Origin of the sequence: Bradyrhizobium sp. NBAIM14 (assembly GCF_020193895.1) — a bacterium.
Taxonomy (GTDB): Bacteria; Pseudomonadota; Alphaproteobacteria; order Rhizobiales; family Xanthobacteraceae; genus Bradyrhizobium; species Bradyrhizobium yuanmingense.
On record NZ_JADYVQ010000002.1, the window covers coordinates 153,909 to 175,778 of the forward strand.

Annotated in this window: 15 protein-coding genes and 1 pseudogene; 8 read left to right on the forward strand and 8 right to left on the reverse strand. The window is 64.7% G+C overall.

Annotated elements, in window-relative coordinates; all coding sequences use genetic code 11:
- Positions 1-2: 2 nt before the first annotated feature.
- Positions 3-560, forward strand: coding sequence for a P-loop NTPase family protein (locus tag I6F28_RS06510; protein ID WP_225139511.1), 558 nt, complete (start codon positions 3-5; stop codon positions 558-560).
- Positions 561-612: 52 nt separating this feature from the next.
- Positions 613-1,575 carry an amidohydrolase family protein gene (locus I6F28_RS06515; protein WP_225139512.1) on the forward strand — a complete coding sequence of 321 codons (963 nt, stop codon included), beginning with the start codon at positions 613-615 and terminating at the stop codon, positions 1,573-1,575.
- 3 nt (positions 1,576-1,578) lie between these two features.
- Here the strand turns inward: I6F28_RS06515 and I6F28_RS06520 are convergent, their stop codons facing one another.
- The 3 genes and pseudogenes from I6F28_RS06520 to I6F28_RS06530 form a co-directional block, all read right to left on the reverse strand.
- A complete protein-coding gene (locus I6F28_RS06520; protein WP_225139513.1) occupies positions 1,579-4,695 on the reverse strand; it encodes an efflux RND transporter permease subunit in 3,117 nt (1,038 codons plus the stop codon).
- Positions 4,696-4,724: 29 nt separating this feature from the next.
- The gene (locus I6F28_RS06525; protein WP_225139514.1) at positions 4,725-5,975 is read right to left on the reverse strand and encodes an efflux RND transporter periplasmic adaptor subunit; all 1,251 of its coding nucleotides are present in this window, start codon (positions 5,973-5,975) and stop codon (positions 4,725-4,727) included.
- A gap of 145 nt (positions 5,976-6,120) precedes the next feature.
- Positions 6,121-6,334, reverse strand: a pseudogene (locus I6F28_RS06530) (CoA transferase); the annotation flags it as partial.
- Between the two features lie 90 nt (positions 6,335-6,424).
- Between I6F28_RS06530 and I6F28_RS06535 the strand changes: the two are divergent.
- Positions 6,425-6,712: a hypothetical protein gene (locus I6F28_RS06535; RefSeq protein WP_036006055.1), complete on the forward strand. Its 288-nt coding sequence runs from the start codon at positions 6,425-6,427 to the stop codon at positions 6,710-6,712.
- 200 nt (positions 6,713-6,912) lie between these two features.
- Positions 6,913-7,683, forward strand: coding sequence for an SDR family NAD(P)-dependent oxidoreductase (locus tag I6F28_RS06540; RefSeq protein WP_225139515.1), 771 nt, complete (start codon positions 6,913-6,915; stop codon positions 7,681-7,683).
- Between the two features lie 167 nt (positions 7,684-7,850).
- Here I6F28_RS06540 and I6F28_RS06545 read toward each other — a convergent pair whose 3' ends face one another.
- The 3 genes from I6F28_RS06545 to I6F28_RS06555 are packed head-to-tail and all read right to left on the reverse strand — an operon-like array spanning position 7,851 to position 13,592.
- The gene (locus I6F28_RS06545; RefSeq protein WP_225139516.1) at positions 7,851-11,315 is read right to left on the reverse strand and encodes an error-prone DNA polymerase; all 3,465 of its coding nucleotides are present in this window, start codon (positions 11,313-11,315) and stop codon (positions 7,851-7,853) included.
- On the reverse strand, positions 11,312-12,907 hold the full coding sequence (locus I6F28_RS06550) for a Y-family DNA polymerase (RefSeq protein WP_225139517.1): 1,596 nt from the start codon (positions 12,905-12,907) through the stop codon (positions 11,312-11,314). Before I6F28_RS06550 ends, I6F28_RS06545 begins: the two co-directional genes overlap by 4 nt.
- The gene (locus I6F28_RS06555) at positions 12,804-13,592 is read right to left on the reverse strand and encodes an ImuA family protein (RefSeq protein ID WP_074447494.1); all 789 of its coding nucleotides are present in this window, start codon (positions 13,590-13,592) and stop codon (positions 12,804-12,806) included. The genes I6F28_RS06550 and I6F28_RS06555 overlap by 104 nt, the downstream gene beginning before the upstream one ends.
- A 162-nt stretch (positions 13,593-13,754) precedes the next feature.
- On the opposite strand from I6F28_RS06555, the gene I6F28_RS06560 reads away from it, so the two are divergent.
- Together I6F28_RS06560 and I6F28_RS06565 are read left to right on the forward strand one after the other, a co-directional pair.
- Positions 13,755-14,990, forward strand: coding sequence for a putative DNA modification/repair radical SAM protein (locus tag I6F28_RS06560; protein ID WP_036023108.1), 1,236 nt, complete (start codon positions 13,755-13,757; stop codon positions 14,988-14,990).
- A complete protein-coding gene (locus tag I6F28_RS06565) occupies positions 14,990-16,432 on the forward strand; it encodes a UdgX family uracil-DNA binding protein (RefSeq protein WP_225139518.1) in 1,443 nt (480 codons plus the stop codon). Before I6F28_RS06560 ends, I6F28_RS06565 begins: the two co-directional genes overlap by 1 nt.
- Before the next feature lie 105 nt (positions 16,433-16,537).
- Here the strand turns inward: I6F28_RS06565 and I6F28_RS06570 are convergent, their stop codons facing one another.
- Positions 16,538-17,710 carry a M20 aminoacylase family protein gene (locus I6F28_RS06570; protein WP_036006072.1) on the reverse strand — a complete coding sequence of 391 codons (1,173 nt, stop codon included), beginning with the start codon at positions 17,708-17,710 and terminating at the stop codon, positions 16,538-16,540.
- A gap of 171 nt (positions 17,711-17,881) precedes the next feature.
- Here I6F28_RS06570 and I6F28_RS06575 point away from each other — a divergent pair, with 171 nt between their 5' ends.
- Positions 17,882-19,501, forward strand: a complete 1,620-nt coding sequence (locus I6F28_RS06575; protein ID WP_036006074.1) for a GMC family oxidoreductase — start codon at positions 17,882-17,884, stop codon at positions 19,499-19,501.
- 13 nt (positions 19,502-19,514) lie between these two features.
- Entirely contained in the window at positions 19,515-20,396 is an 882-nt protein-coding gene (locus tag I6F28_RS06580; RefSeq protein WP_225139719.1) for an alpha/beta fold hydrolase, read from the forward strand.
- A 38-nt stretch (positions 20,397-20,434) separates the two neighbouring features.
- Here I6F28_RS06580 and hpnO read toward each other — a convergent pair whose 3' ends face one another.
- Entirely contained in the window at positions 20,435-21,826 is a 1,392-nt protein-coding gene (gene hpnO / locus I6F28_RS06585) for an aminobacteriohopanetriol synthase HpnO (protein ID WP_036042881.1), read from the reverse strand.
- Between the last annotated feature and the right edge of the window lie 44 nt (positions 21,827-21,870).

The window sequence follows — 21,870 nt, forward strand, 5'->3', positions numbered from 1 at the left end:
CGATGAAAAGCCGCCGCATCCATCTGATGGGAGCCTCGGGCTGCGGCGTGACCACGATCGGTCGTGCGCTCGCCGGGCAGCTTGCGCTGCCGCATCACGACAGCGACGACTATTTCTGGCTGCCCACCGTGCCGCCCTATCGGACGACCCGCCCGGCCGCCGACCGCCTGCGCCTGATGCGCGAGATGTTCTTGCCGCGTCTCGACTGGGTGCTGAGCGGGTCCGTCACCGGCTGGGGCGAAGAGCTCGTTTCGTACTTCGACCTGGTCGTCTTCGTGAGCGTGCCGCGCGAGATCCGGATGATGCGACTGCGCGCCCGCGAAGCCGCCCATTTCGGCGCTGATGCCGTCGCGCCGGGCGGCTGGCGCCATGGCGAGACCGAAGACTTCGTCGAATGGGCCTCCCATTACGAAGCCGGCGATCGCGAAGGCCGCAGTCTCGCCAAGCACGAAGCGTGGCTCTCGGGCCTGCCCTGCCCGGTCGTGCGCGTGGACGGCTCACGTCCGCTTGCGGAGCTTGTCGAGCAGCTATGCAGCGAAGCGGAGCGGTTGCCCGGTTGATGTGATATTCTCCTCCCACTCGCCGATAAAAAAACAAACCGGGAGAGAAACCGTGCTCAGCCGACGCAGCGTCCTGCTTGCCTCCCTTGCGGCCGGAGTAGCCATGACCAGCAAAGCCCATGCCCGCGCGGCGCAGCCTGCGACGCCGATCAATTTCGATGTGCCGGCGCATGCCTGCGACTGCCACACCCACATTCATGGCGATGTCGAAAAGTTTCCGTTCTTCACGGGCCGCGTCTATACGCCGGAGCCGGCTTCGCCGGAAGAAATGGCGGCGCTGCACAAGGCGCTGCATATCGAGCGCGTGGTGATCGTGACGCCGAGCGTCTACGGCACCGACAATTCCTCCACACTGTTCGGCATGAAGGCGCGCGGCGAGACCGCGCGCGGCGTCGCCGTAATCGACGACAAGACGCCGGAGAGCGCGCTCGATACGATGCACCAGGACGGCTTCCGCGGCATCCGCCTCAATCTGGCGACCGGCGGCGTCAATGACCCGAATATCGGCCGGCCGCGCTTCACCGCCGCCGTCGAGCGCATGAAGGCGCGCGGCTGGCACGTGCAGCTCTACACCACGTTGGCCATGATCTCCGCGATCAAGGACCTCGTTGAGACGGCGCCGGTGCCGGTCGTGTTCGACCATTTCGGCGGCCTTCACGCTTCGCTCGGGCTGGAGCAGCCGGGCTTCTCCGACCTCGTCGCGCTGGTGAAGTCCGGCAAGGCCTATGTGAAGATCTCGGGCGCCTATCGCTCGTCGAAGCTGGCGCCCGACTATCAGGACATGGTGCCCTATGCCCGCGCGCTGATCGCGGCCAATGTTGACCGCATCGTCTGGGGCACCGACTGGCCGCATCCGGATTCGAGCCGCGTCGAGGGCCGCAAGCCCACCGACATCGCGCCGCTCTATCAGATCGACGACGGCCGCCTGCTCAACCAGCTTCCGGTGTGGGCGCCGGATGCCGAGGTGCGCAAGAAGATCCTGGTCGACAATCCGGCGCGGCTCTACGGGTTCTGACGGTCAGCGCGCGCGGCGGGAGAAGAAGGAGATCAGCACCGGCAAGGTCACCAGAATCACGACCGGCGCCAGCATCATGCCGGTGACGACGACAACCGCGAGCGGCTTCTGCACCTGCGAGCCGATGCCTTCGGACAGCGCTGCCGGCAGGAGGCCGACGCCTGCGACGACACAGGTCATCAGCACCGGCCGGAGCTGCAGCTCGCCGGTGCGTACCACCGCGCTCATGCGGTCCATGCCCTCTTCGATCAGCTGGTTGAACTGCGACAGGATGATGATGCCGTCCATCACCGCGATGCCGAACAGCGCGATGAAGCCGATCGCCGCGGAGACGCTGAACGCGGTGCCCGAGATCAGGAGGCCGAGCACGCCGCCGAAGATCGCCATCGGGATCACGCTCATCGCGAGCAGTGTGTCGGTCATCGAGCCGAAATTAAACCAGAGCAGCACGCCGATCAGCGCCAGCGAGATCGGCACCACGATCGAGAGCCGCCGGATCGCGTCCTGGAGGTTGCCGAACTCGCCGACCCATTCCATGTGCGAGCCCGGCGGCAGCTGCACCTGCGCGGCGATTTTGTCCTGCGCCTCGCGGATCGCGCTGCCGAGATCGCGTTCGCGCACCGAGAACTTGATCGGCAGATAACGCTCCTGCTGCTCGCGATAGATGTAGGCCGCACCCGAGACGAGGCTGATGGTCGCGACCTCGCTTAAGGGGATCTGCGTGACGGTGCCGTTCGGCCCGGGCGCACCGATCCGCAAATTCTGGATCGCCTCGGCGCTGCGGCGGTATTCCGGCGCGAGGCGCACGATAATCGGGAAGTGGCGGTCGCTTCCGGGCTCATAGAGGTCGCCGGCGGTGTCGCCGCCGATCGCAACCTTGATGGTGGCGTTGATGTCGCCCGGCGCGAGGCCGTAGCGCGCCGCCTTGGCGCGGTCGATGTCGATCTGCACGGTCGGCTGGCCCAGCGAGGTGAACACCGCAAGGTCGGTGACGCCTTGCACGGTCGACAGCACCTGTTTGATCTTGTTGGCGGTATCGGTGAGCGCCTGGAGGTCGCTGCCGAACAGCTTGATCGAATTCTCGCCCTTCACCCCGGAGACGGCTTCGGAAACGTTGTCCTGAAGATATTGCGAGAAGTTGAACTCGACGCCGGGAAAGCGATCGTCGAGCTGCTTGAGCAGCTGCGCGGTCAGCTCTTCCTTGTCGCGGGTGCCGGGCCACTGGTTCACGGGCTTGAGCGGCGCAAAGAACTCGGCGTTGAAAAAGCCTGCGGCGTCGGTGCCGTCGTCCGGGCGGCCGTGCTGCGACACGACCGACTCCACCTCGGGCCGGGCGCGGATCACCTTGCGCATCTCATTGACGTAGCTGTTGCCTTCCTGCAGCGAGATGGTCGGCGGCAGCGTGGCGCGGATCCAGAGGTTACCCTCCTCCAGCTTCGGCAGGAATTCGAGGCCGAGCAGCCGGGCGAGCGCGACCGTCATCAGCACCAAACCGACCGCGGCGCCGAGAACAATGTTACGGTTGGCGACCGCCCAATTCAGCACAGGCATGTAGAGCCGGTGCAGGATCAGCATCACCTTGGTCTCGGTCTCCTGGACGTGCACCGGCAGGATGATGGCGGACAGCGCCGGAGTCACGGTAAAGGTGGCAAGCAGGCCTCCGGCCAGCGCATAGGCATAGGTGCGCGCCATCGGCCCGAAGATGTTGCCCTCGACGCCTGAAAGCGTGAACAGCGGCAGGAACGCCGCGATGATGATCGCCGCGGCAAAGAAGATCGATCGCGAGACGTCGGCGGCCGCGCTGAGAATGGCATGGCTCTTCATGCCGAACAGAGTCTCGGGCGACCTGTGCTCGGATTCCGAGATCGGCGTCGTTTGCGTGAGGCGGCGGAAGATCGCCTCCACCATGATGACGGTTGCATCCACGATCAGGCCGAAATCGATCGCGCCGACCGACAAAAGGTTGGCCGATTCCCCGCGCAGCACCAGGATGATGACCGCAAAAAAAAGCGCGAACGGGATGGTGGCGCCGACGATCAGCGCGCTCCGGAGATCGCCGAGGAAGATCCACTGCAACAGCACGATCAGCAGGATGCCCACCACCATGTTGTGCAGCACGGTGTGGGTGGTGAGCTCGATCAGGTCGCCGCGGTCGTAGATGCGCTCGATGCGCACGCCGGGCGGCAGGATGCTGGAGTTGTTGATGGATTGAACGAGCTCGTGGACGCGCCTGATGGTCGGCGAGCTCTGCTCGCCGCGCCGCATCAGGACGATGCCCTGCACGATGTCGTCGGAATCGTCGAGGCCGGCAATGCCGAGACGTGGCTTCTGACCGACGGTGACGGTGGCGACGTCCTTCACCAGCACCGGATTGCCGCCGGTCTGCGCCACCATGGTGTTGGCGAGGTCGTCGATCGAGCGGATCAGGCCGACGCCGCGCACCACGGCGGATTGCTGGCCGATATCAACGGTGTTGCCGCCGACATTGACGTTGGAATTGCCGACCGCCTGGAGCAGTTGCGGCAGCGTCAGGCCATTGGCGACCAGCTTGTTGAAATCGACCTGGATCTCGTAGGTCTTGCTCCTGCCGCCCCAGCCGGTGACGTCGATTACGCCGGGCACCGCGCGGAAGCGGCGCTGCAGCATCCAGTCCTGGATGGTCTTGAGGTCGAGCACGCTGTAGTTCGGCGGACCGACGAGGCGATAGCGGAAGATCTCGCCGATCGGGCTGAGCGGAGAGATCTGCGGCTGCACATTGCCCGGCAACGGCGCAAGCTGCGCCAGGCGATTCAGTACCTGCTGCAGCGCCTCGTCATAGGTGTAGGCGAAGGAGAACTGGATTTTGACGTCGGACAAACCGTAGAGCGAGATGGTGCGGATGGTCTTGATGTTCTTCAGGCCGGCGACCTGGGTTTCGATCGGGATCGTGATGTAGCGCTCGATCTCCTCCGCCGACAGGCCCGGGCTCTGCGTCACGATGTCGACCATCGGCGGGGTCGGGTCGGGATAGGCCTCGATGTTGAGCCGGTTGAACGCGATCAAGCCGCCGATCAGCACGGCGACGAACATGCCAACCATCAGGAAACGCCGGTTGACGGCAAGGGCAACGAGACGATCCATTCAGGTCTTCAATTTTCTTGGGTCGTCGATCAGCTGCCGGAGGCCGCGCGGTCGATGAACAGACTGCCTTTGGTGACGATCTGCTCGCCGGGTTTCAGATTGCTGGTGACCTCGACGAGGTTGCCGTTGATGAGACCGATCTTGATCTGGCGCAGCTCGACCGACTTGTCCTCGCGCGCGACCCAGAGGCGGACCTTGTCGGCCTCGTAGATCAGCGCCTGCTTCGGCACCGCCGGCGCGGCGCGGTCGCCGGCCGAATAGATCGTGACGTTCGCGAACATTTCCGGCTTGAGCAGCCCGTCCTTGTTGTCGATCGTGGCGCGGACCTGCAGGCGGCGGGTGGCGGGGTCGATCGCGGCGGCAACGTAGTTGATCTTGGCGCTGAACGGACGGCCCGGCAGCGCCATCACGTTGACGGTGATGTCCTGCCCGATGCACACCGCGGCCGCATCGCTCTCGCGCACGAAGGCGGTGAGCCAGACCGTGGAGAGGTCGCCGACCACGAAGACAGGATCGCTAGCGCCGGAATTGACGTATTGCCCCGGGCCGATCTTGCGTTGCACGACGGTGCCGGAGATCGGCGAGTAGATCGTGATCTCCCGATCGATGACGCCCTTTTCCTGGAACGTCTTGATGGCCTCGTCGGTGAAGCCGAGGATGCGCAGCTTGTTGCGCGCGGCTTCCAGCGCCGCCACAGAGGAGCGCATGTCATTGCGCGCCTGCACCTGGGCCGCTTCCGCCTGCTGGTAATCCTTGAGCGGAATGGCATGGCCCTCGTAGAGGTCCTTGGCGCGCTTGAATTGGATGTCGGAAAGCTCGAGCGCCGACTTCGCCTTATTCTGCGAGGTCATCGCCGCGATGAAATCGTTCTGGGCCTGCACGGTGTCGGCGGCCTCGATCGTAAACAGCGGTTGACCTTGCTTCAGCGTCTCGCCGGGCTTGGCGAGCAGCTTGGTGACACGGCCTGCATAGGGCGAGAACACCGGCGTCGAACGATCCTCGTCGACCGCGACCTTGCCCTCGGTGACATACTCGGCCCGGAAGCTCCTGGCGGCGACCGGCTCGATCGTCAGCGTCGCCCATTCGGACGGTGTCGGCGTGAAGGTCTGCGCATTCCTGCGCGACTGGCTGGAGATCTCGGAGTGCTTCTTTGCCTTCGGGCCCGAAGAGAACAAGCCGTACGCTCCGACACCGGCGCCGGCGAGGGCTAGTAAAACTACGGATGCGATCACCCGTTGTTTTGCAATCACGTGCAATCGCTTGGTAATCTCAACTGCCATGGGGCCCGGTCGTGTCTGCGACGATCTCGGCAAATGATTGCCTCATCGCTCGCGCTAATAGTGCCGAATTGGGATTTCAAACAACCTAAAAAACGCGTCGGCCCTTTCCGTCTGCGTTAAAATTTTGCGACATGTCAGCTTCATGTCAGCTTCGGCCCGGCCATTGTGCCGGATGACTGCCGAGCGGCATCGCCGGACGGCTCCAGGCGTCGGCGTCTTCGACAGCCGAGCGGAATGCTGCACCGCCTTCAACGTGCCGAAGCCAAATTGCATGTGCTCTATGAACGCAGCATGTACAGCCTCTCCCGTAACATCCGGGTATTCAATCCGCCCTCGAGCCGGCCGAGATTCCACAGCCAGAATGTCGGCGGGGCTCTGCATGGCTGCTTCTCTCCCCGCTCATTTGCTGTACTTTTCGCGACCGTGTCATGATCGCAGAAAGGATTGCAATGGCCGCCATCGATCCCCTCATCGCAGGTGCCGTGTTCATCGCGACTGCGGCCACCGACGCCGTCTATGTCATGTTCACCTCGGCCGTGATCGCGCGCAAGCGCATCCCGGCGGCGAACTGGAGCGCGGTCTGGTACCTGCTCTCCTCTTACGCCGTGATCAGCTACACCGAGAACGTCTTCTACGTTGCCTTTGCCGCAATCGGCTCCTGGGCCGGCGCCTATGCCTCGTTGACCTTCCTGCACCGCCCGCCCGGCGGCCCGCCGGTGGGAGCGGCGCCGGAGTGAAGTCTCTCCGCGTCATTGCGAGGAGCCCTTGCGACGAAGGAATCCAGGATCCTTCCGCGGATGCATTTCTGGATTGCTTCGCGGAGCCTGTCATCGGGCCGCGCTTTGCGCGGACCCGGTGGCTCGCAACGACGACGTGGAGGCTTCTGGGCGCCTCGCGAAACAGCTACACTCGCAGCACCAACAAAAAGGAGCCAACAATGGATCTCGGTCTCAAAGGCAAGAACGCTGTGGTGCTCGGCGGCACGCGTGGCATCGGGCGGGCGATTGCGGCGACGCTGGCCGGCGAAGGTGCCAATGTCGCGGTGTGCGCGCGCAACGCCGATCAGGTTGCGGCCACCGTCGGGGAGTTGAAGGCGAGCGGCATCCGCGCCACCGGCGGCGCGGTCGACGTCACCGACGGCGCGGCGCTCAAAAGCTGGATCGAGGCTGCAGCAAAAGAGCTCGGCGGCATCGACCTGCTATTCTCCAATGCCGGCGCAATGGCGCAAGGGCACGATCCGGCGTCCTGGGAGCAGAATTTCCGCCTCGACCTGCTCGGCGCCGTGCATGCCTTCGACGCCGCCCGGCCATTCCTCGAGACAAGCGGCGCCGGCAGCGGCGATGCGGCCTTCGTGATCATCTCGTCGATCTCCGCGGCGCAGGCGGACACGGCCAGCTCCTACGGCCCGATCAAGGCCGCGCTGATCCACATGGCCAAGGGACTGGCGCGGCAATACGCGAAGAAGAAGATCCGCGTGAATGTCGTGTCGCCCGGCACCGTCTATTTCAAAGGCGGCGTCTGGGAGATGATCGAGAAGAACATGCCGGAGCGGTACCAGGACGCGATGAAGCGCAACCCGACCGGCCGCATGGCAACGCCGCAGGACATCGCGAGCGCGGCGGTGTTTCTGGCCAGCCCGGTGTCGGGATTCACGACGGGTTCGAATTTCGTCGTGGACGGCGCGATTTCGAACAGGGTGAATTTTTGAGGGCAGCTTGCCGAGCTCTCTCTCCTCCGTCATGGCCGGGCTTGACCCGGCCATCCACGCACTGCTGCGCACTCCGAAAGACGTGGATGCCCGGGTCAAGCCCGGGCATGACGACTGAGAATGAGGCGCAATCATCGCAACAAACGTCGGCAGTAGCCCGCGCTCGCTCAATGAAAATCCCGCGAGGGCGGCAGGATACGGACGTTGCGGGGGTGACGGATTTTTTGCGCGGGCATGTCCGTAAGCGCGCGAGGGTCTTCGTTCAGCGGTTCGACCACGGTGGCGCCTGCGGGCAGCGGATGCTTGCGGCCGAGCGCATCGTTGGCCAATCCGACCAGATCGTGCGAGCGATCGATCATGCGCTGGGCGATGAGATGCGTCACCTTCTCCGGGCTGCTCTGGATGTAGCCTTCGACCAGGATGAGGCGCGCGCCCATCACCTCTTTCCGGTACTGCTCCATGATCTTGGGCCAGACCACGACATTGGCGATGCCGGTTTCGTCCTCCAGCGTCATGAACACGACGCCGCTGGCGCTGCCCGGCCGCTGCCGCACCAGGACCACACCGGCGCAGCGGACGCGGCGCCGCTCGTTCTCATGGCTGATCTCCTTGCAGGCCACGATGCGCTCGCGCGTAAACATCTCGCGCAGGAATTCCATCGGATGGCCCTTCAGCGACAGCCGGATGGTCTGGTAGTCCGCGACCACCTGCTCGGCGCGCGGCATCACCGGAAGCGGTTTTGCGCCTTCGTCCGGCTGCTCGCGCGCGGTCGCCGCCTCGAACAGCGGTAGCGGCACGTCGTCGGGCAGCCGCCGCACCTGCCACAGCGCTTCGCGGCGATCGAGCCCGAGCGAGCGGAACGCATCGGCATCCGCCAAGAGGATCAGCGCGCGCTTGGGCAGACCGGTGTCGCGGGCGAAATCCTCCAGCGACGTGAAGGGACGACGGTTGCGCGCGGCGACGATGCGGTCGGCCCAATCGGGTACTCTCTCCACACCGTCATTCCGGGGCGACGCGTCAGCGTCGAGCCCGGAATCCATTCCTCCGCCAGGCGTATGCGGCGCGATGGATTCCGGGTTCGCGCTACGCGCGCCCCGGAATGACAGCTGAGAGCGTTTCAGCCTCTCTTCATCCTCGTCCAGCCAGTGGAATCCATCGATCTGGCGAAAGCCGAGGCGCACGGCGCAGAATTTGCCGCTTCCCTCCTCCAGTGTGTTCTGCGCAAAGCTGTAGGACACGTCGATGTCGCGCACCTCGACGCCGTTCTTGCGGGCGTCGCTGACGATCTGCGCCGGCGCATAAAAGCCCATCGGTTGCGAATTCAACAGACCGCAGCAGAAGGCGTCGGGATGGTAGTGTTTCAGCCACGACGAAATGTAGACCAGCTGTGCAAAGCTCGCGGCATGGCTCTCCGGAAAGCCGTAAGAGCCAAATCCCTTGATCTGGTCAAAGCAGCTTTTGGCGAAGTTGGGATCGTAGCCGCGCGCCACCATGTTGCCGATCAGCTTCTCCTCATATTGGCCGATGGTGCCGACATTGCGGAAGGTCGCCATCGAGCGGCGCAGGCCGTTGGCTTCCTCGGAGGTGAAATGCGCGGCCTCGATCGCAATGCGCATCGCCTGCTCCTGGAACAGCGGGACACCGAGCGTCTTGTGCAGCACCTTGTAGAGTTCGTCCTTGTCGCCATGCTCCGGCGACGGAGACGGATAGCTCACCTTTTCCAGCCCGTTCCGCCGCCGCAAATAAGGATGCACCATGTCGCCCTGGATCGGCCCGGGGCGCACGATCGCGACCTCGATGACGAGATCGTAGAAGGTGCGCGGCTTCAGCCGCGGCAGCATGTTCATCTGGGCGCGGCTCTCGACCTGGAACACGCCGAGCGATTCCCCGCGGCACAGCATGTCGTAAACCCTGGGGTCGTCCTGCGGGACGCTCGCCAGCATAAAACGCTCGCCCTTGTGCTGGTCGATCAGATCGAAACATTTCCTGATGCAGGTCAGCATGCCCAGCGCCAGCACGTCGACCTTCATCATGCTCAGTGCATCGACGTCATCTTTGTCCCATTCGATGAAGGTGCGGTCGTCCATCGCGGCATTGCCGATCGGCACATAGGTGTCGAGCCGGTCCTGTGTCAGCACATAGCCGCCGACATGCTGGGACAGATGGCGCGGGAATTCGATCAACTCGGTCGCAAGCTCGACCGCGAGGTTGATCATGGGATTGTTCGGATCGAGCCCGGCCTGCCGGACCTGCATGTCGTTGAGGCCCTTGCCCCAGCTGCCCCAAACGGTGTCGGCGAGCGCGGCAGTGACGTCCTCGGTCAGGCCGAGCGCCTTGCCGACGTCGCGGATGGCGCTGCGCGGGCGGTAGTGGATGACGGTGGCGATGATCGCGGCGCGGTGGCGGCCGTAGCGGCGATAGACATATTGCATCACCTCCTCACGGCGCGAATGCTCGAAATCGACGTCGATATCGGGCGGCTCCAGCCGCTCCTTGGAGATGAAGCGCTCGAACAAGAGGTCCACCTTGGTCGGATCGACCGAGGTGATGCCGAGCACGTAGCACACGGCCGAATTCGCCGCCGAGCCGCGCCCTTGGCACAAAATGTTCTGGCTGCGCGCGTAGTGGACGATGTCATGCACGGTGAGGAAGTAATGCGCGTATTTCAGCTCGGCGATCAGCGCGAGCTCCTTGTTCAAGGTGGCGCGCAGCTTGTCGTCGATCTTGCCGCCGAAATATTTGTCGACGCCCGCCCAGGTCAGGTCCTCCAGATGCCCCTGCGCGGTCTTGCCCGGCGGTACCGGCTCGTCGGGATATTGATACTTCAGCTGATCGAGCGAGAACTCGATTGCGTCCGCAAAGCGCATGGTCTGCGCAATCGCCTCGGGAAAATCGCGGAACAGCCGCGCCATTTCACGCGGCGTCTTCAGGAAGCGCTCGGCATTGGCCTCTAACTTCCGCCCAATCGCCTCGATCGTGGTCTTTTCCCGGATGCAGGTCAGCACGTCCTGGAGCGGACGGCGGCGGGGATCGTGATACAGCACCTCATTGGTTGCGAGCAGCGGCACCTTTGCCTTTGCGGCGAGATCATCGAGCCGCAAGAGGCGACGCTTGTCGTCGCCGCGATAGAGCAGGCTCGCCGCCAGCCACACGCCCTCGGCACGGCTCGCCTTCAGCTTTGCGAGGACATCCAGCGCCCGCGACAGCTCGAGACGATGCGGCAGCGTCAACACCAGGAGCTGGCCTTCCGAGAATTCCAGGAGATCGTCAAGCCTGAGATGACACTCGCCCTTTTCGATCCGCGTGATGTCGTCGCCGCGCTTGCCCCTCGTGAGGAGCTGGCACAGCCGGCCATAGGCGGCGCGATCGCGTGGATAGACCAGGATGTCGGGCGTGCCGTCGATGAAGACGATGCGGGCGCCGATCAACAGTTTCGGCTTGTGCAGCACCTCGTCATTGTCGAGCTCGTTCCAGGCGCGCACCACGCCGGCGAGCGTGTTGTGATCGGCAATGCCGATCACCGGAATTCCTAAAGCGCTCGCCTGATGCACATAGGCGCGCGGATCCGAGCCGCCGCGCAGGAAGGAGAAATTGGTGGTGATGCCGATCTCGGCATAGCTAAGCGTATTCATGCGAAGAGACCGTGCACATACCAGCCGGGAGACGCAGGCTTGCCGTCACCGTCGAACACCTCGCCTTCATAGAGACCGTCGCGAAAGATCCAGAAGCGCAGGCCTTCGGCATCCTCGATGCGGAAATAATCCCGCGTCAGCTGCTTGCCGTCCTGCCGCCACCATTCCATCGCGATGCGCTCGGGCCCCTCTACCCGCACCACCGCATGCAGCGCGCGCCGCCAGGTGAATTGATGCGGCGGACCGTCTGGCACGGTCGCGAACGGCACCTTGATCGGCTCCGGCTTGTCGAACAGCCGCAAGGGACGCAGCGGCGGCTCGCTCGCGACGCGCGCCGGCCATTCGGCCTGCATGGCAGCAGCGAGATGATGCTGCGCCGATGCGGCCAGCACCGCGCTTTCGGGGATGTGGGTATCCTGCGGCAGGTGCACGACGACACGCCTGCCGCCGATCCGCGCGGCGATGCGGTCGATCAGCGCCGCGAGTTCGTCATTGTCGTGGACATGGGCATCGAGATCGCGCTGCTCCTGCACCACGATCTCGGTGCGGCTCGCCGACAATCGCACCATGTCGAAGCCGAAGCCGGGATCGAGGGGATCAGCGAGTGCATCGAGCCGCTCGCGGAACAAGCGGTCGACCACGGCGCTTCTGGTCACGGGACGTCCGGTCTCGACCGTGATCGTGCGCACCACGCCGTCGGTGCGGAAGAACGCGGCTTCAAGCCGCCGCGCGCCTTTGCCCTGCTTCTCCATGGACGCGATCAACGTGTCGGCGAGCCGCGACAGCGTCATCGCGATCATGGTGTCGGTCGCGATCGGCTCGGCAAAGCGTTTTTCCACGATGTAGTCGGGCGGCGGTTTGCGCGGGCTGATCGGCGCATCGCCCTGCCCCAGCGCATGGGCGAGCAGCGTGGAGAAGCGCGCGCCGAACCGCGCCGTGATCTCGGAGGCGCTGCGCGAGGCGACGTCGCCGATGGTCTTCAGCCCGGCGCGGCGCAGGCCGGTGGTGATGGCTTCACCCGCACCGAGAGCGGAGACTGGAAACGACCTGATCGCCTCCGCCTCGCCGCCATCGGCCACAATGGTGCCGGATACCTGCCGCGTCAGCGTGCGGGCGCAGACCGAGGTGCCCGCGATCGCCGCGCTGACGGCAAAGCCTTGCCAGTCGAGCGCCCGGACCAATGTCCGCAACAGCGCGGCCTCGCCGCCGAACAGATGCGCGCAACCGGTGATGTCCAGGAACAGCCCGTGCGGCGGATCGAGCGCCACCAGCGGCGTGAAGCGGTCGCACCAATCGGCGATGTCGCTGATCGTCTTCGTATCGGCCACGGTATCGGCGTCGAACACACGCAAATCCGGGCACATCGCCCGCGCATTGGCCAGCGGTTGGCCGATATACAGGCCGAGGCGCTCGGCGGCCTCGTCCAGCGCATGGATCACCAGCGCATTGTTGTCCTTGATGACGACAATGCTCGGCTCATGGTTGGTTTTACCCAGCCCGGCGCTGCTGAAGAACCGCTGGATCCTGTCGATGGGCAGGCGCGGCAGCCACAGGCTGAGGATACGTCGACGGTTCACTGAACTGGCACTCATCACAATTCCATTCCATGATCCACCGGCCGCAGGGGCCATGACGATTGCGCAAGAGCTCGGCATCGAACACCGGCGCGCCCCAGGCACTCCACACCGAGCCCGGCGGCGAAGGCGCCGCACGCAGCATCCATCGTGTCTCCGCGGTCGAGGGCAGCGGCTGCGCGGCCATCCGCAGCAAGAGGCCGGTCACGCCCGAGCCTTGCGCGGCCAGCGTCAGCTTGCGGCTCGCCACCAGATCGAACTGCCTGGTCTCGCCCCAGAGCTCGAGCACGACGGCGCCCAGCGCATCGCAGGCGAGCGCGTCGGCCGAGGTGCGTAGCGCGCTCTCGACATCGGCGGCGCGCACCATCACCACACAGCGCGGATCGAGGCCGAGCTCGGATAGCCCGCTCATCGACAGCGCGCCGGTTTCGAGCTCCGAAAAATCCTGCCGCACCCACAATAGCGGCCGGCGTGCGCTCACGCGTCCCGCAAGGCCCATGACAAACCCCGTCGCGGCCGCGCCCTGTCGCCCCTCGCAAAACACCTCGTGGATCGCCGCGCGCGCGAGCCCGCCCTTCAGCGCGGCGTCGGCCGCGCCATGGCCGAGTACGATGCGATCGCGCGGATGCACGACTTCCGCCGTCTCGATGCGCTCGATCTGGCCGCGCAGGATCGCAAGCGCGCTCATACGTGCGCCGCTCATGCTCGCCGCTCCTCAGAGGTGATTGCCGATGGCTCTCAAAAAGAGAACCAGCGGCTGGCTCATTTGTTCATGATATGTTCTAATATAAAGCTAACGGCGCCGGCAGAGTCAATCGAATTGGCGCATCCAAAGATTCATGAGCGGAATCAAAGAGATTCAAACATGGACGTACAACGCAAGCTGGAGATTCTGGCGGATGCCGCCAAATACGACGCATCCTGCGCCTCCAGCGGTACCGAGAAGCGGGATTCCAGCGACGGCAAGGGCATGGGCTCGACCGCGCCGGGCATGGGCATCTGCCATTCCTACGCGCCGGACGGACGCTGCATCTCCCTGCTCAAGGTGCTGCTGACCAACGCCTGCAATTACGATTGCCTTTATTGCGTCAACCGCGCCTCCTCGAATGTCCCACGCGCCCGCTTCACCATCGACGAATTGGTCAGGCTCACGCTCGACTTCTACCGGCGCAATTACATCGAGGGCCTGTTTCTCTCCTCCGGCATCATCCGCAGCCCTGATTACACGATGGAGCAAGTGGTGAGCGTCGCGCGAAAACTGCGCGAGGAGCATCATTTCCGCGGCTACATCCATCTGAAGACCATTCCCGAGGCCGACGACGCGCTGATCGCCGAGGCCGGCAAATATGCCGACCGCCTTTCGATCAACATCGAGATGCCTGAGGAGACGAGCCTGCAGCAATTCGCGCCGGAGAAGGACGTGCGCGCGATCCGCCGCACCATGGGCCGGCTGCGGCTGAAGCTGGACGAGGCCGAGGAGAGCCGCAGCGCCAAGACGAAGGCCAAACCGCAGCGCTTCGCGCCCGCCGGACAAAGCACGCAGATGATCGTCGGCGCAGATAGCGCCTCCGATCACACCATTCTCCACACCAGCGCCAATCTCTACGGCGCCTACCGGCTGCGGCGCGTCTATTACTCCGCCTTCAGCCCGATCCCCGATGCCAGCCGCGCGCTACCCCTGCGCGCGCCGCCGCTGCTGCGCGAGCACCGGCTCTACCAGGCCGACTGGCTGATGCGGTTCTACGGCTTCGATGTCGGCGAGATCGTCGACGACAGCGCGATGCTGCCGCTCGACATCGATCCCAAGCTGGCCTGGGCGCTGCGCCACCGCGACCGCTTCCCGCTCGACGTCAACCGCGCCAGCCGCGAGGAGCTGCTGCGCGTTCCGGGCTTCGGCACCAGGACGGTCGAACGCATCCTCGCGACGCGGCGCACCACCACGATCCGCCTCGCCGATCTCGCGCGGCTGCATGTGCCCCGCAACAAGGCGCTGCCGTTCATCGTCCTCAGCGATCACCGTCCCTCACCGCATCGTCTCGATGCCGCCGGGTTGATCGAACGGTTCAAGCCGAAAGCAACGCAACTGGGATTTGGCTTCTGATGCAGTACATCATGCTCGACACCGAAACCGATTTCGACGGCTGGCGCAAAGCCGCGCGCAGCCTCGTGCTCCATCACGTGCCGCCCGGCGCGGTCACCTGGACCGTGCAGGGCCACGAAGCCGAGCTGTTCGCACCGTCCTCGCCGTCTCCGATCCTCGAGGTGAACGACGGCACGTTCACCGTCTCGGCAAAATTCGTCGAGCTTGCCAAGGCGGCGATCCTGCATCGCGACGGCGAGCGCTTTGCGATCCTCTATCGCTTGCTGTTCCGGCTGAAGGAAAATCACGATCTCATCGAGGTCGCGACCGACCCCGATGTCGCGCTTGTCACGGCCATGGCGAAAGCGGTCTATCGCGACGAGCACAAGATGCATGCCTTCGTGCGCTTCCGCGAGATCGGCCGGGAACGCCAGGCGCACTACGTCGCCTGGTTCGAGCCGGAGCATCACGTCGTCGAGCTCGCCGCGCCGTTCTTCGCCAAGCGCTTTGCCGACATGCCCTGGTCGATCCTGACGCCGGACCTCTGCGCGCATTGGGACGGCCATGCGCTCTCGTTCACGCCGGGCGTCAGCAAGAGCGAGGCGCCGGGCGAAGACCGGCTGGAGGAAACCTGGCGGCGCTACTATGCCAGCATCTTCAATCCGGCCCGGCTCAAGGTGAAGGCGATGCAGGCCGAGATGCCGAAGAAATATTGGAGGAACCTGCCCGAGGCTTCGATCATTAAGCCCTTGATCGAGGACGCCGAGCGCATGACCGGCGCCATGATCGCCAATGCCGCAACCGATCCGCACAAGCCTCAGAAGCGGCCGGAGGCTCCGATGAAACGCAAGTCAGCTGCCGACGATCTCGAAACGCTCCGCGAGGAGGCCGCGCATTGCCGCGCCTGCCATCTCTACAAGGACGCGACACAGACCGTGTTCGGCGAAGGGCCTGAGAATGCCAACATCATGCTGGTCGGCGAGCAGCCCGGCGACAAGGAAGACCTCGCCGGCCATCCCTTCGTCGGCCCGGCCGGGCAAATGCTCGATCGCGCACTGGAGGAGGCCGGCGTCGACCGCAAGAAGGTCTATGTCACCAACGCGGTGAAGCACTTCAAATTCGTGCCGCGCGGAAAGATCCGCCTGCACCAGAAGCCGAACACACCTGAGATCCGGGCGTGCCGGCAATGGTATGAGCGGGAAGTTTCGACAATCCAACCGGATCTCATCGTGGCGATGGGCGCCACCGCCGCGCAAAGCGTGTTCGGCAAGATCACCCCCATCGGGAAGAACCGCGGCCGGTTGATCGATCTTCCCGAAGGCCGCAAAGCGCTCGTGACGGTGCATCCGTCCTATCTGCTGCGGCTGCCGGATCCCGAAGCCAAGGTTCTGGAATATCGGCGCTTCGTCGAGGATCTGAAGATCGCCGCCGGCCTGCAGAAGAAGGCCGCACGGGCTGCGTGAATACAGCGGGAAATGGCTTCACGCCGTTGTTGACGATCCGATCTCTTAAATAGACAAGTGCCTGTGGAATGCACGGGCCCTTTCATCTGTGCTTCGGACCCGGTCCTACGACGCCGCGAGCTGCTCCTCGACCAGCTTCACCCAATAGGACGTGCCGTAGACGATCGCCTCGTCGTTGAAATTGTAGGCGGGGTGATGCAGGCCGGCGCTGTCGCCGTTGCCGCAGAAGATGAAGGCCCCGGGCCGCGCTTCCAGCATGTAGGCGAAATCCTCGCCGCCCATCAGCGGCGCCATCTCGTGGACATGGGCCTCGCCCGCGACCTGCGTGGCGACGCGCCGTGCCACTTCGGTTTCCGCCGCATGATTGTTCACGACCGGGTAATTGCGCTTGTAGTGCAGGTCGATCTTGGCGCCCGTGATCTGCGCCATGCCCGCCACGACCTCATGCACGCGCTTCTCGACCAGCTTGCGCACCTCAGGCGACAGCGTGCGGATGGTGCCTCTCAGGGTCGCGGTCTGCGGAATGACGTTGCGGGCATTGCCGGCGTGGAATTCGCAAATCGATACAACCGCCGATTCCAGGGGATCGACGCTGCGCGAGACGATCGACTGCAGGGCCGTGATCACCTGCGCGCCGACCAGCACGGAATCGATGCATTTGTGTGGACGCGCGGCGTGGCCGCCGACGCCCTCGATCATGATGTCGACCTCGTCGGTCGCCGCCATGATGGGGCCTGGCCTGATCGCGAACGAGCCGACCGGGATGCCCGGGCCGTTGTGCATGCCATAGACCTGTTCGATGCCGAACCGCTCCATCAGGCCGTCCTTGACCATGGCCGCGCCGCCGGCGCCACCCTCCTCGGCGGGCTGGAAGATCACCACGGCATCGCCGGCGAAATTGCGCGTCTCGGCGAGATAGCGGGCCGCGCCGAGCAGCATCGCGGTGTGGCCGTCATGGCCGCAGGCGTGCATCTTGCCGGGGATCTTGGAGGCGTAAGGCAGATTGGTCTGCTCCTCGACCGGCAGCGCGTCCATGTCGGCACGCATGCCGATCACCTTGAGCCCCTCGCCGGTTGGCTTGTTGCCCTTGATTACGCCGACGACGCCGGTCTGGCCGAGACCGGTCACGACTTCGTCGCAGCCGAACTCCCGCAACCGGTCAGCAACGAATGCTGCGGTGCGGTGGACATCGTACAACAGCTCGGGGTGCTGATGGATGTCCCGCCGCCAGGCCTGGATATCGGGTTGAAGGTCGGCGACGCGGTTCACGATGGGCATGGAAGGTCTCGAACTGTTGGAAATGCAGGTCTGTCTACCATGCAAGCATCGGTCCACCCAACCGCCGGCAATCGGGGTCTAGCCCTGTTCACCCGGCATGGCCGGGCTTGTCCAGGTCGGCTGCGTCTGCCTATTAACGGAAAGCAAAGAGACCATCCGGGTGGAAGCAGAATGCCGAGGCGGCTTGAAGGTGAGTTTGACTACATTGTCGTCGGAGCCGGCACCGCGGGCTGCATCGTCGCCAACCGGCTGTCGGCTGTCCCAGGCAACCGCGTTCTCATCCTTGAAGCCGGCGGCGACGACAACTGGATCTGGTTCCATATCCCGGTCGGCTATCTCTTCGCCATCGGCAATCCGCGTTCGGACTGGATGTTCAAGACCGAGGCCGAGCCCGGCCTGAACGGCCGCTCGCTGGCCTATCCGCGCGGCAAGGTGATCGGCGGCTGCTCGGCAATCAACGCCATGATCTCGATGCGCGGACAGGCTGCCGACTACGATCATTGGCGCCAGCTTGGCCTGACCGGCTGGGGCTATGACGACGTGCTGCCGTTGTTCAAGCGCCTCGAGGACCACTTCCTCGGCGCCAGCGAGCATCACGGCGCCGGCGGTGGCTGGCGCATCGAGGCACCGCGGCTGTCATGGGCCATTCTCGACGCGGTCGGTGACGCCGCCGAGGAGATGGGCATCAAGCGCATCCCGGATTTCAACACCGGCGACAACGAAGGCACCAGCTATTTCCACGTCAACCAGAAGCGCGGCCGGCGCTGGTCCTCGGCGCGCGGCTTCCTCAAGCCGGCCTTGAGGCGCCCCAATCTGCGGCTCGAGAAGCACGTGCTGGTCGACCGCCTCATCATCGAGCAGGGCCGCGCCGTCGGCGTGCGCTTCATCCAGAACGGCGAGATCATCGAGGCGCGCGCAAAGCGCGAGGTGGTGCTCTCGGCAGGCTCGATCGGCTCGGTGCAGGTGCTGCATCGCTCCGGCATTGGACCGGCCGACTGGCTGTCGCCGCTCGGCATCGACATCGTCATGGACAAGCCCGGCGTCGGGCGCAATCTGCAGGATCACCTGCAGCAGCGCGCGATCTACAAGGTCGAGGGCGTGCGCACGCTGAACGAGACCTATTACAATCTGTTGCGCCGCGGCCTGATGGGGCTCGACTACGCTGTCCGCCGCCGCGGCCCGCTCACCATGGCGCCGTCGCAGCTCGGCATCTTCACGCGCTCCGATGCGACGCGCGCCCGCGCCAACATCCAATTCCACGTGCAGCCGCTCTCGCTCGACAAGTTCGGCGATCCCCTGCACCGTTTCCCTGCGATCACGGTGAGCGCGTGCAATCTGCAACCGACCTCGCGCGGCACTGTGCGGTTGCGCGCGACAACGCCTGACGAGAAGCCGATCATCGCGCCAAATTACCTGTCGACCGACGACGACCGCCAGGTCGCCGCCGACGCCATTCGCACCACGCGGCGCCTGATGCAGCAGAAAGCGCTGGCCAAATATCGCCCCAGCGAATATCTGCCCGGCCCCTCCGTCGGCGACGACGATGCCTCCCTCGCAAAAGCCGCCGGCGACATCGGCACCACCATCTTCCATCCCGTCGGCACCGCGAAGATGGGCACGGCGAACGATCCAATGGCGGTGGTGGACGAGCGGTTGCGATTCTACGGCCTCGACGGCCTGCGCATCGTCGATGCCTCGATCATGCCGACGATCACCTCGGGCAACACCAACACGCCGACCGCGATGATCGCTGAGAAGGGCGCCACGATGATTCTGGAGGATGCGAAGTAGCATCCCATCGCTCATGATCGATCCGCACCGTTTCTCAATCGGTCCCGCCGACGCAGAGATCGCCATGCTGCAATGGGGCGACAGCGGCAAGCCGCCTGCCCTGCTCGTACACGGCACCGGCTTCGTCGCCGACGTCTGGCACGAGGTCGCGCGCGAGCTCGCATCGACCTACACCGTCTATGCCCTCGACCGACGCGGTCATGGCGCAAGCCACAAACCCGGCGCCTATCACTTCCTTGATTACGCCGACGACATCTGCCGGGTGGTCGATACGCTCGATCTCCGCGACATCTACGGGATCGGCCACAGCGCGGGTGCGACCGATCTCCTTCTCGCGGCGAAACTCCTGCCCGGTCGCTTCGCACGCCTGTTCGTGATGGAGCCGACCGTCATGGACCCGCGCGCGGCGCGCTCCGGAGGATTGAGCGAAGAATCGCTCGCCCGCGTGCAGGGCACGCTACGCCGACGCGCCGAGTTCGACAGTCCCGACGCAGTGTTCGAACGTTACCGCGCAGCACCGGCGTTTGCGGATTGGACCGAAACCTCGCTACGGACGTATGTGCGCCACGGCTTCGCGCCCCTGGATGACGGCCGCGTCCGGCTCTGCTGCACGCCCAAAATCGAAGCCGCGATCTTGCTTCCCATCTACGAGGCGATGGAGCAGGTCTACATTGGGGATGCCCGCGGCAATCCGTTCGCGATGCTCAGCGAGATCGACTGCCCGGTGCGCGTCACGACAGCGGCGAAGTCGGGTCCAATCTACAAGGAGATGGCGCAACGCGCTGTGTCGCTGATCCCGGGTGTGACCACACGGGTTTTCGAGAATGCCGGCCACTGCGTCGCGCAGGAAGTGCCGGAGCACGTGGTGGAAGCCGTGCGCGAGTTTGCCAAATAAGGTTCGGCCGCGGACCGAGGCGGCCTGAGCGAACGTCTCTAAGCCGACCTGCGCACCGCGTTGTCCACCAGTGTCTTACCGAGCGACCAGATCGCGCCGGGCACCTTGTGGCTGCCGGCGATGACGTCGTCGAACGCCTTCTCGATCCAGGCGCAGTCTTCCTCGGTGATCGTGAGTGGCGGCAAGAGCTTGATGGTGTGGCTGCCGTGGCCGGCGACTTGCGTGAGGATCTTGTGATCTTTGAACAGCGGCACGGTGATGAGCTGGCAGAATAAGCCCTTGTTGGCGGTCTCCAGCACGTTCCAGGAGGCCCGCAGGCGCAGCGACTTCGGGGGACCGAATTCGATGCCGATCATCAAGCCCTTGCCGCGGACTTCCTTGAGCAGCTCGTAGCCTGGCACCATGCGCGTCAGCGCGAGGCGCAGCTCGGCGCCGCGCTTGGCGGCCGCATCGATCAGCTTCTCCGATTCCATGACGTCGAGCGTGGCTATGCCCGCGGCCATCGCGAGGTCGTTCTTGGAGAAGGTGGAGCCGTGCACCACCGCGCGGTCCATCTGGTTGAAGATCTTGTCGAAGATGCTCTTGCGCGTCAGCACGGCGCCGACCGGCACGTGGCCGCCCGACAGCGACTTCGACAGCAGCACCATGTCGGGCTCGACGTTCCAGTGCTCGACCGCGAGGAAGCGGCCGGTGCGGCCCATGCCGGTCTGGATCTCGTCGGCGACGAACAGCGTGCCGTATTTCTTGCAGAGCGCGGCCGCGCCGGGCAGGAACTCGTCGGTGGGCATGTTGACGCCCTTGCCCTGGATCGGCTCGACCACGAAGGCTGCGACCTCGCGCGAGGCCAGCGCCTTTTCCAGCGCCGCCAGGTCGTTGAACGGGATCGCGGTGCAGCCCGGCAGCAGCGGCTCGAAGCCGGTGCGGAAATTGGCATCGCCGGTCAGCGACAGCGCGCCGTAGGTCAGTCCGTGATAGCCGTGCGCGCAATAGACGATGCCGGGACGCCCCGTCGCGCCGCGCGCGAACTTGATCGCGGCCTCGACGCATTCGGCGCCGGAATTGGCGAAGAACGCCTTGTCGAGATAGGGAACGTATTTCAGGAGGCGCTCAGCCAGCACACCTGCGAGCGTCGAGACGTCGAATTGGACGAGGTTGGGCAGGTCGGCATCGAGCACGCTCTTGAGCGCCTCGCGCATGACCGGATGATTGCGCCCGATCGCAAACACGCCGAAGCCGGACAACAGGTCGAGATAGCGCGCGCCCTCACGGTCGTAGAGATACTGCCCATGCCCCTTCTGAAAGCCGACATCGTAGCCGATGGTCTTGAGAACCCGGACGAACTGCTCGTTCAGATACCGGTTATGCAGGGTGCTGCGCTGGGCCTGACGGTCCGCGAATAGCTGAGACATGTCTGGATTTGGGCTGTGCATCCGCTACATACTTCGGTTGAGGGCCGTCTCGTCAACTGAAAACG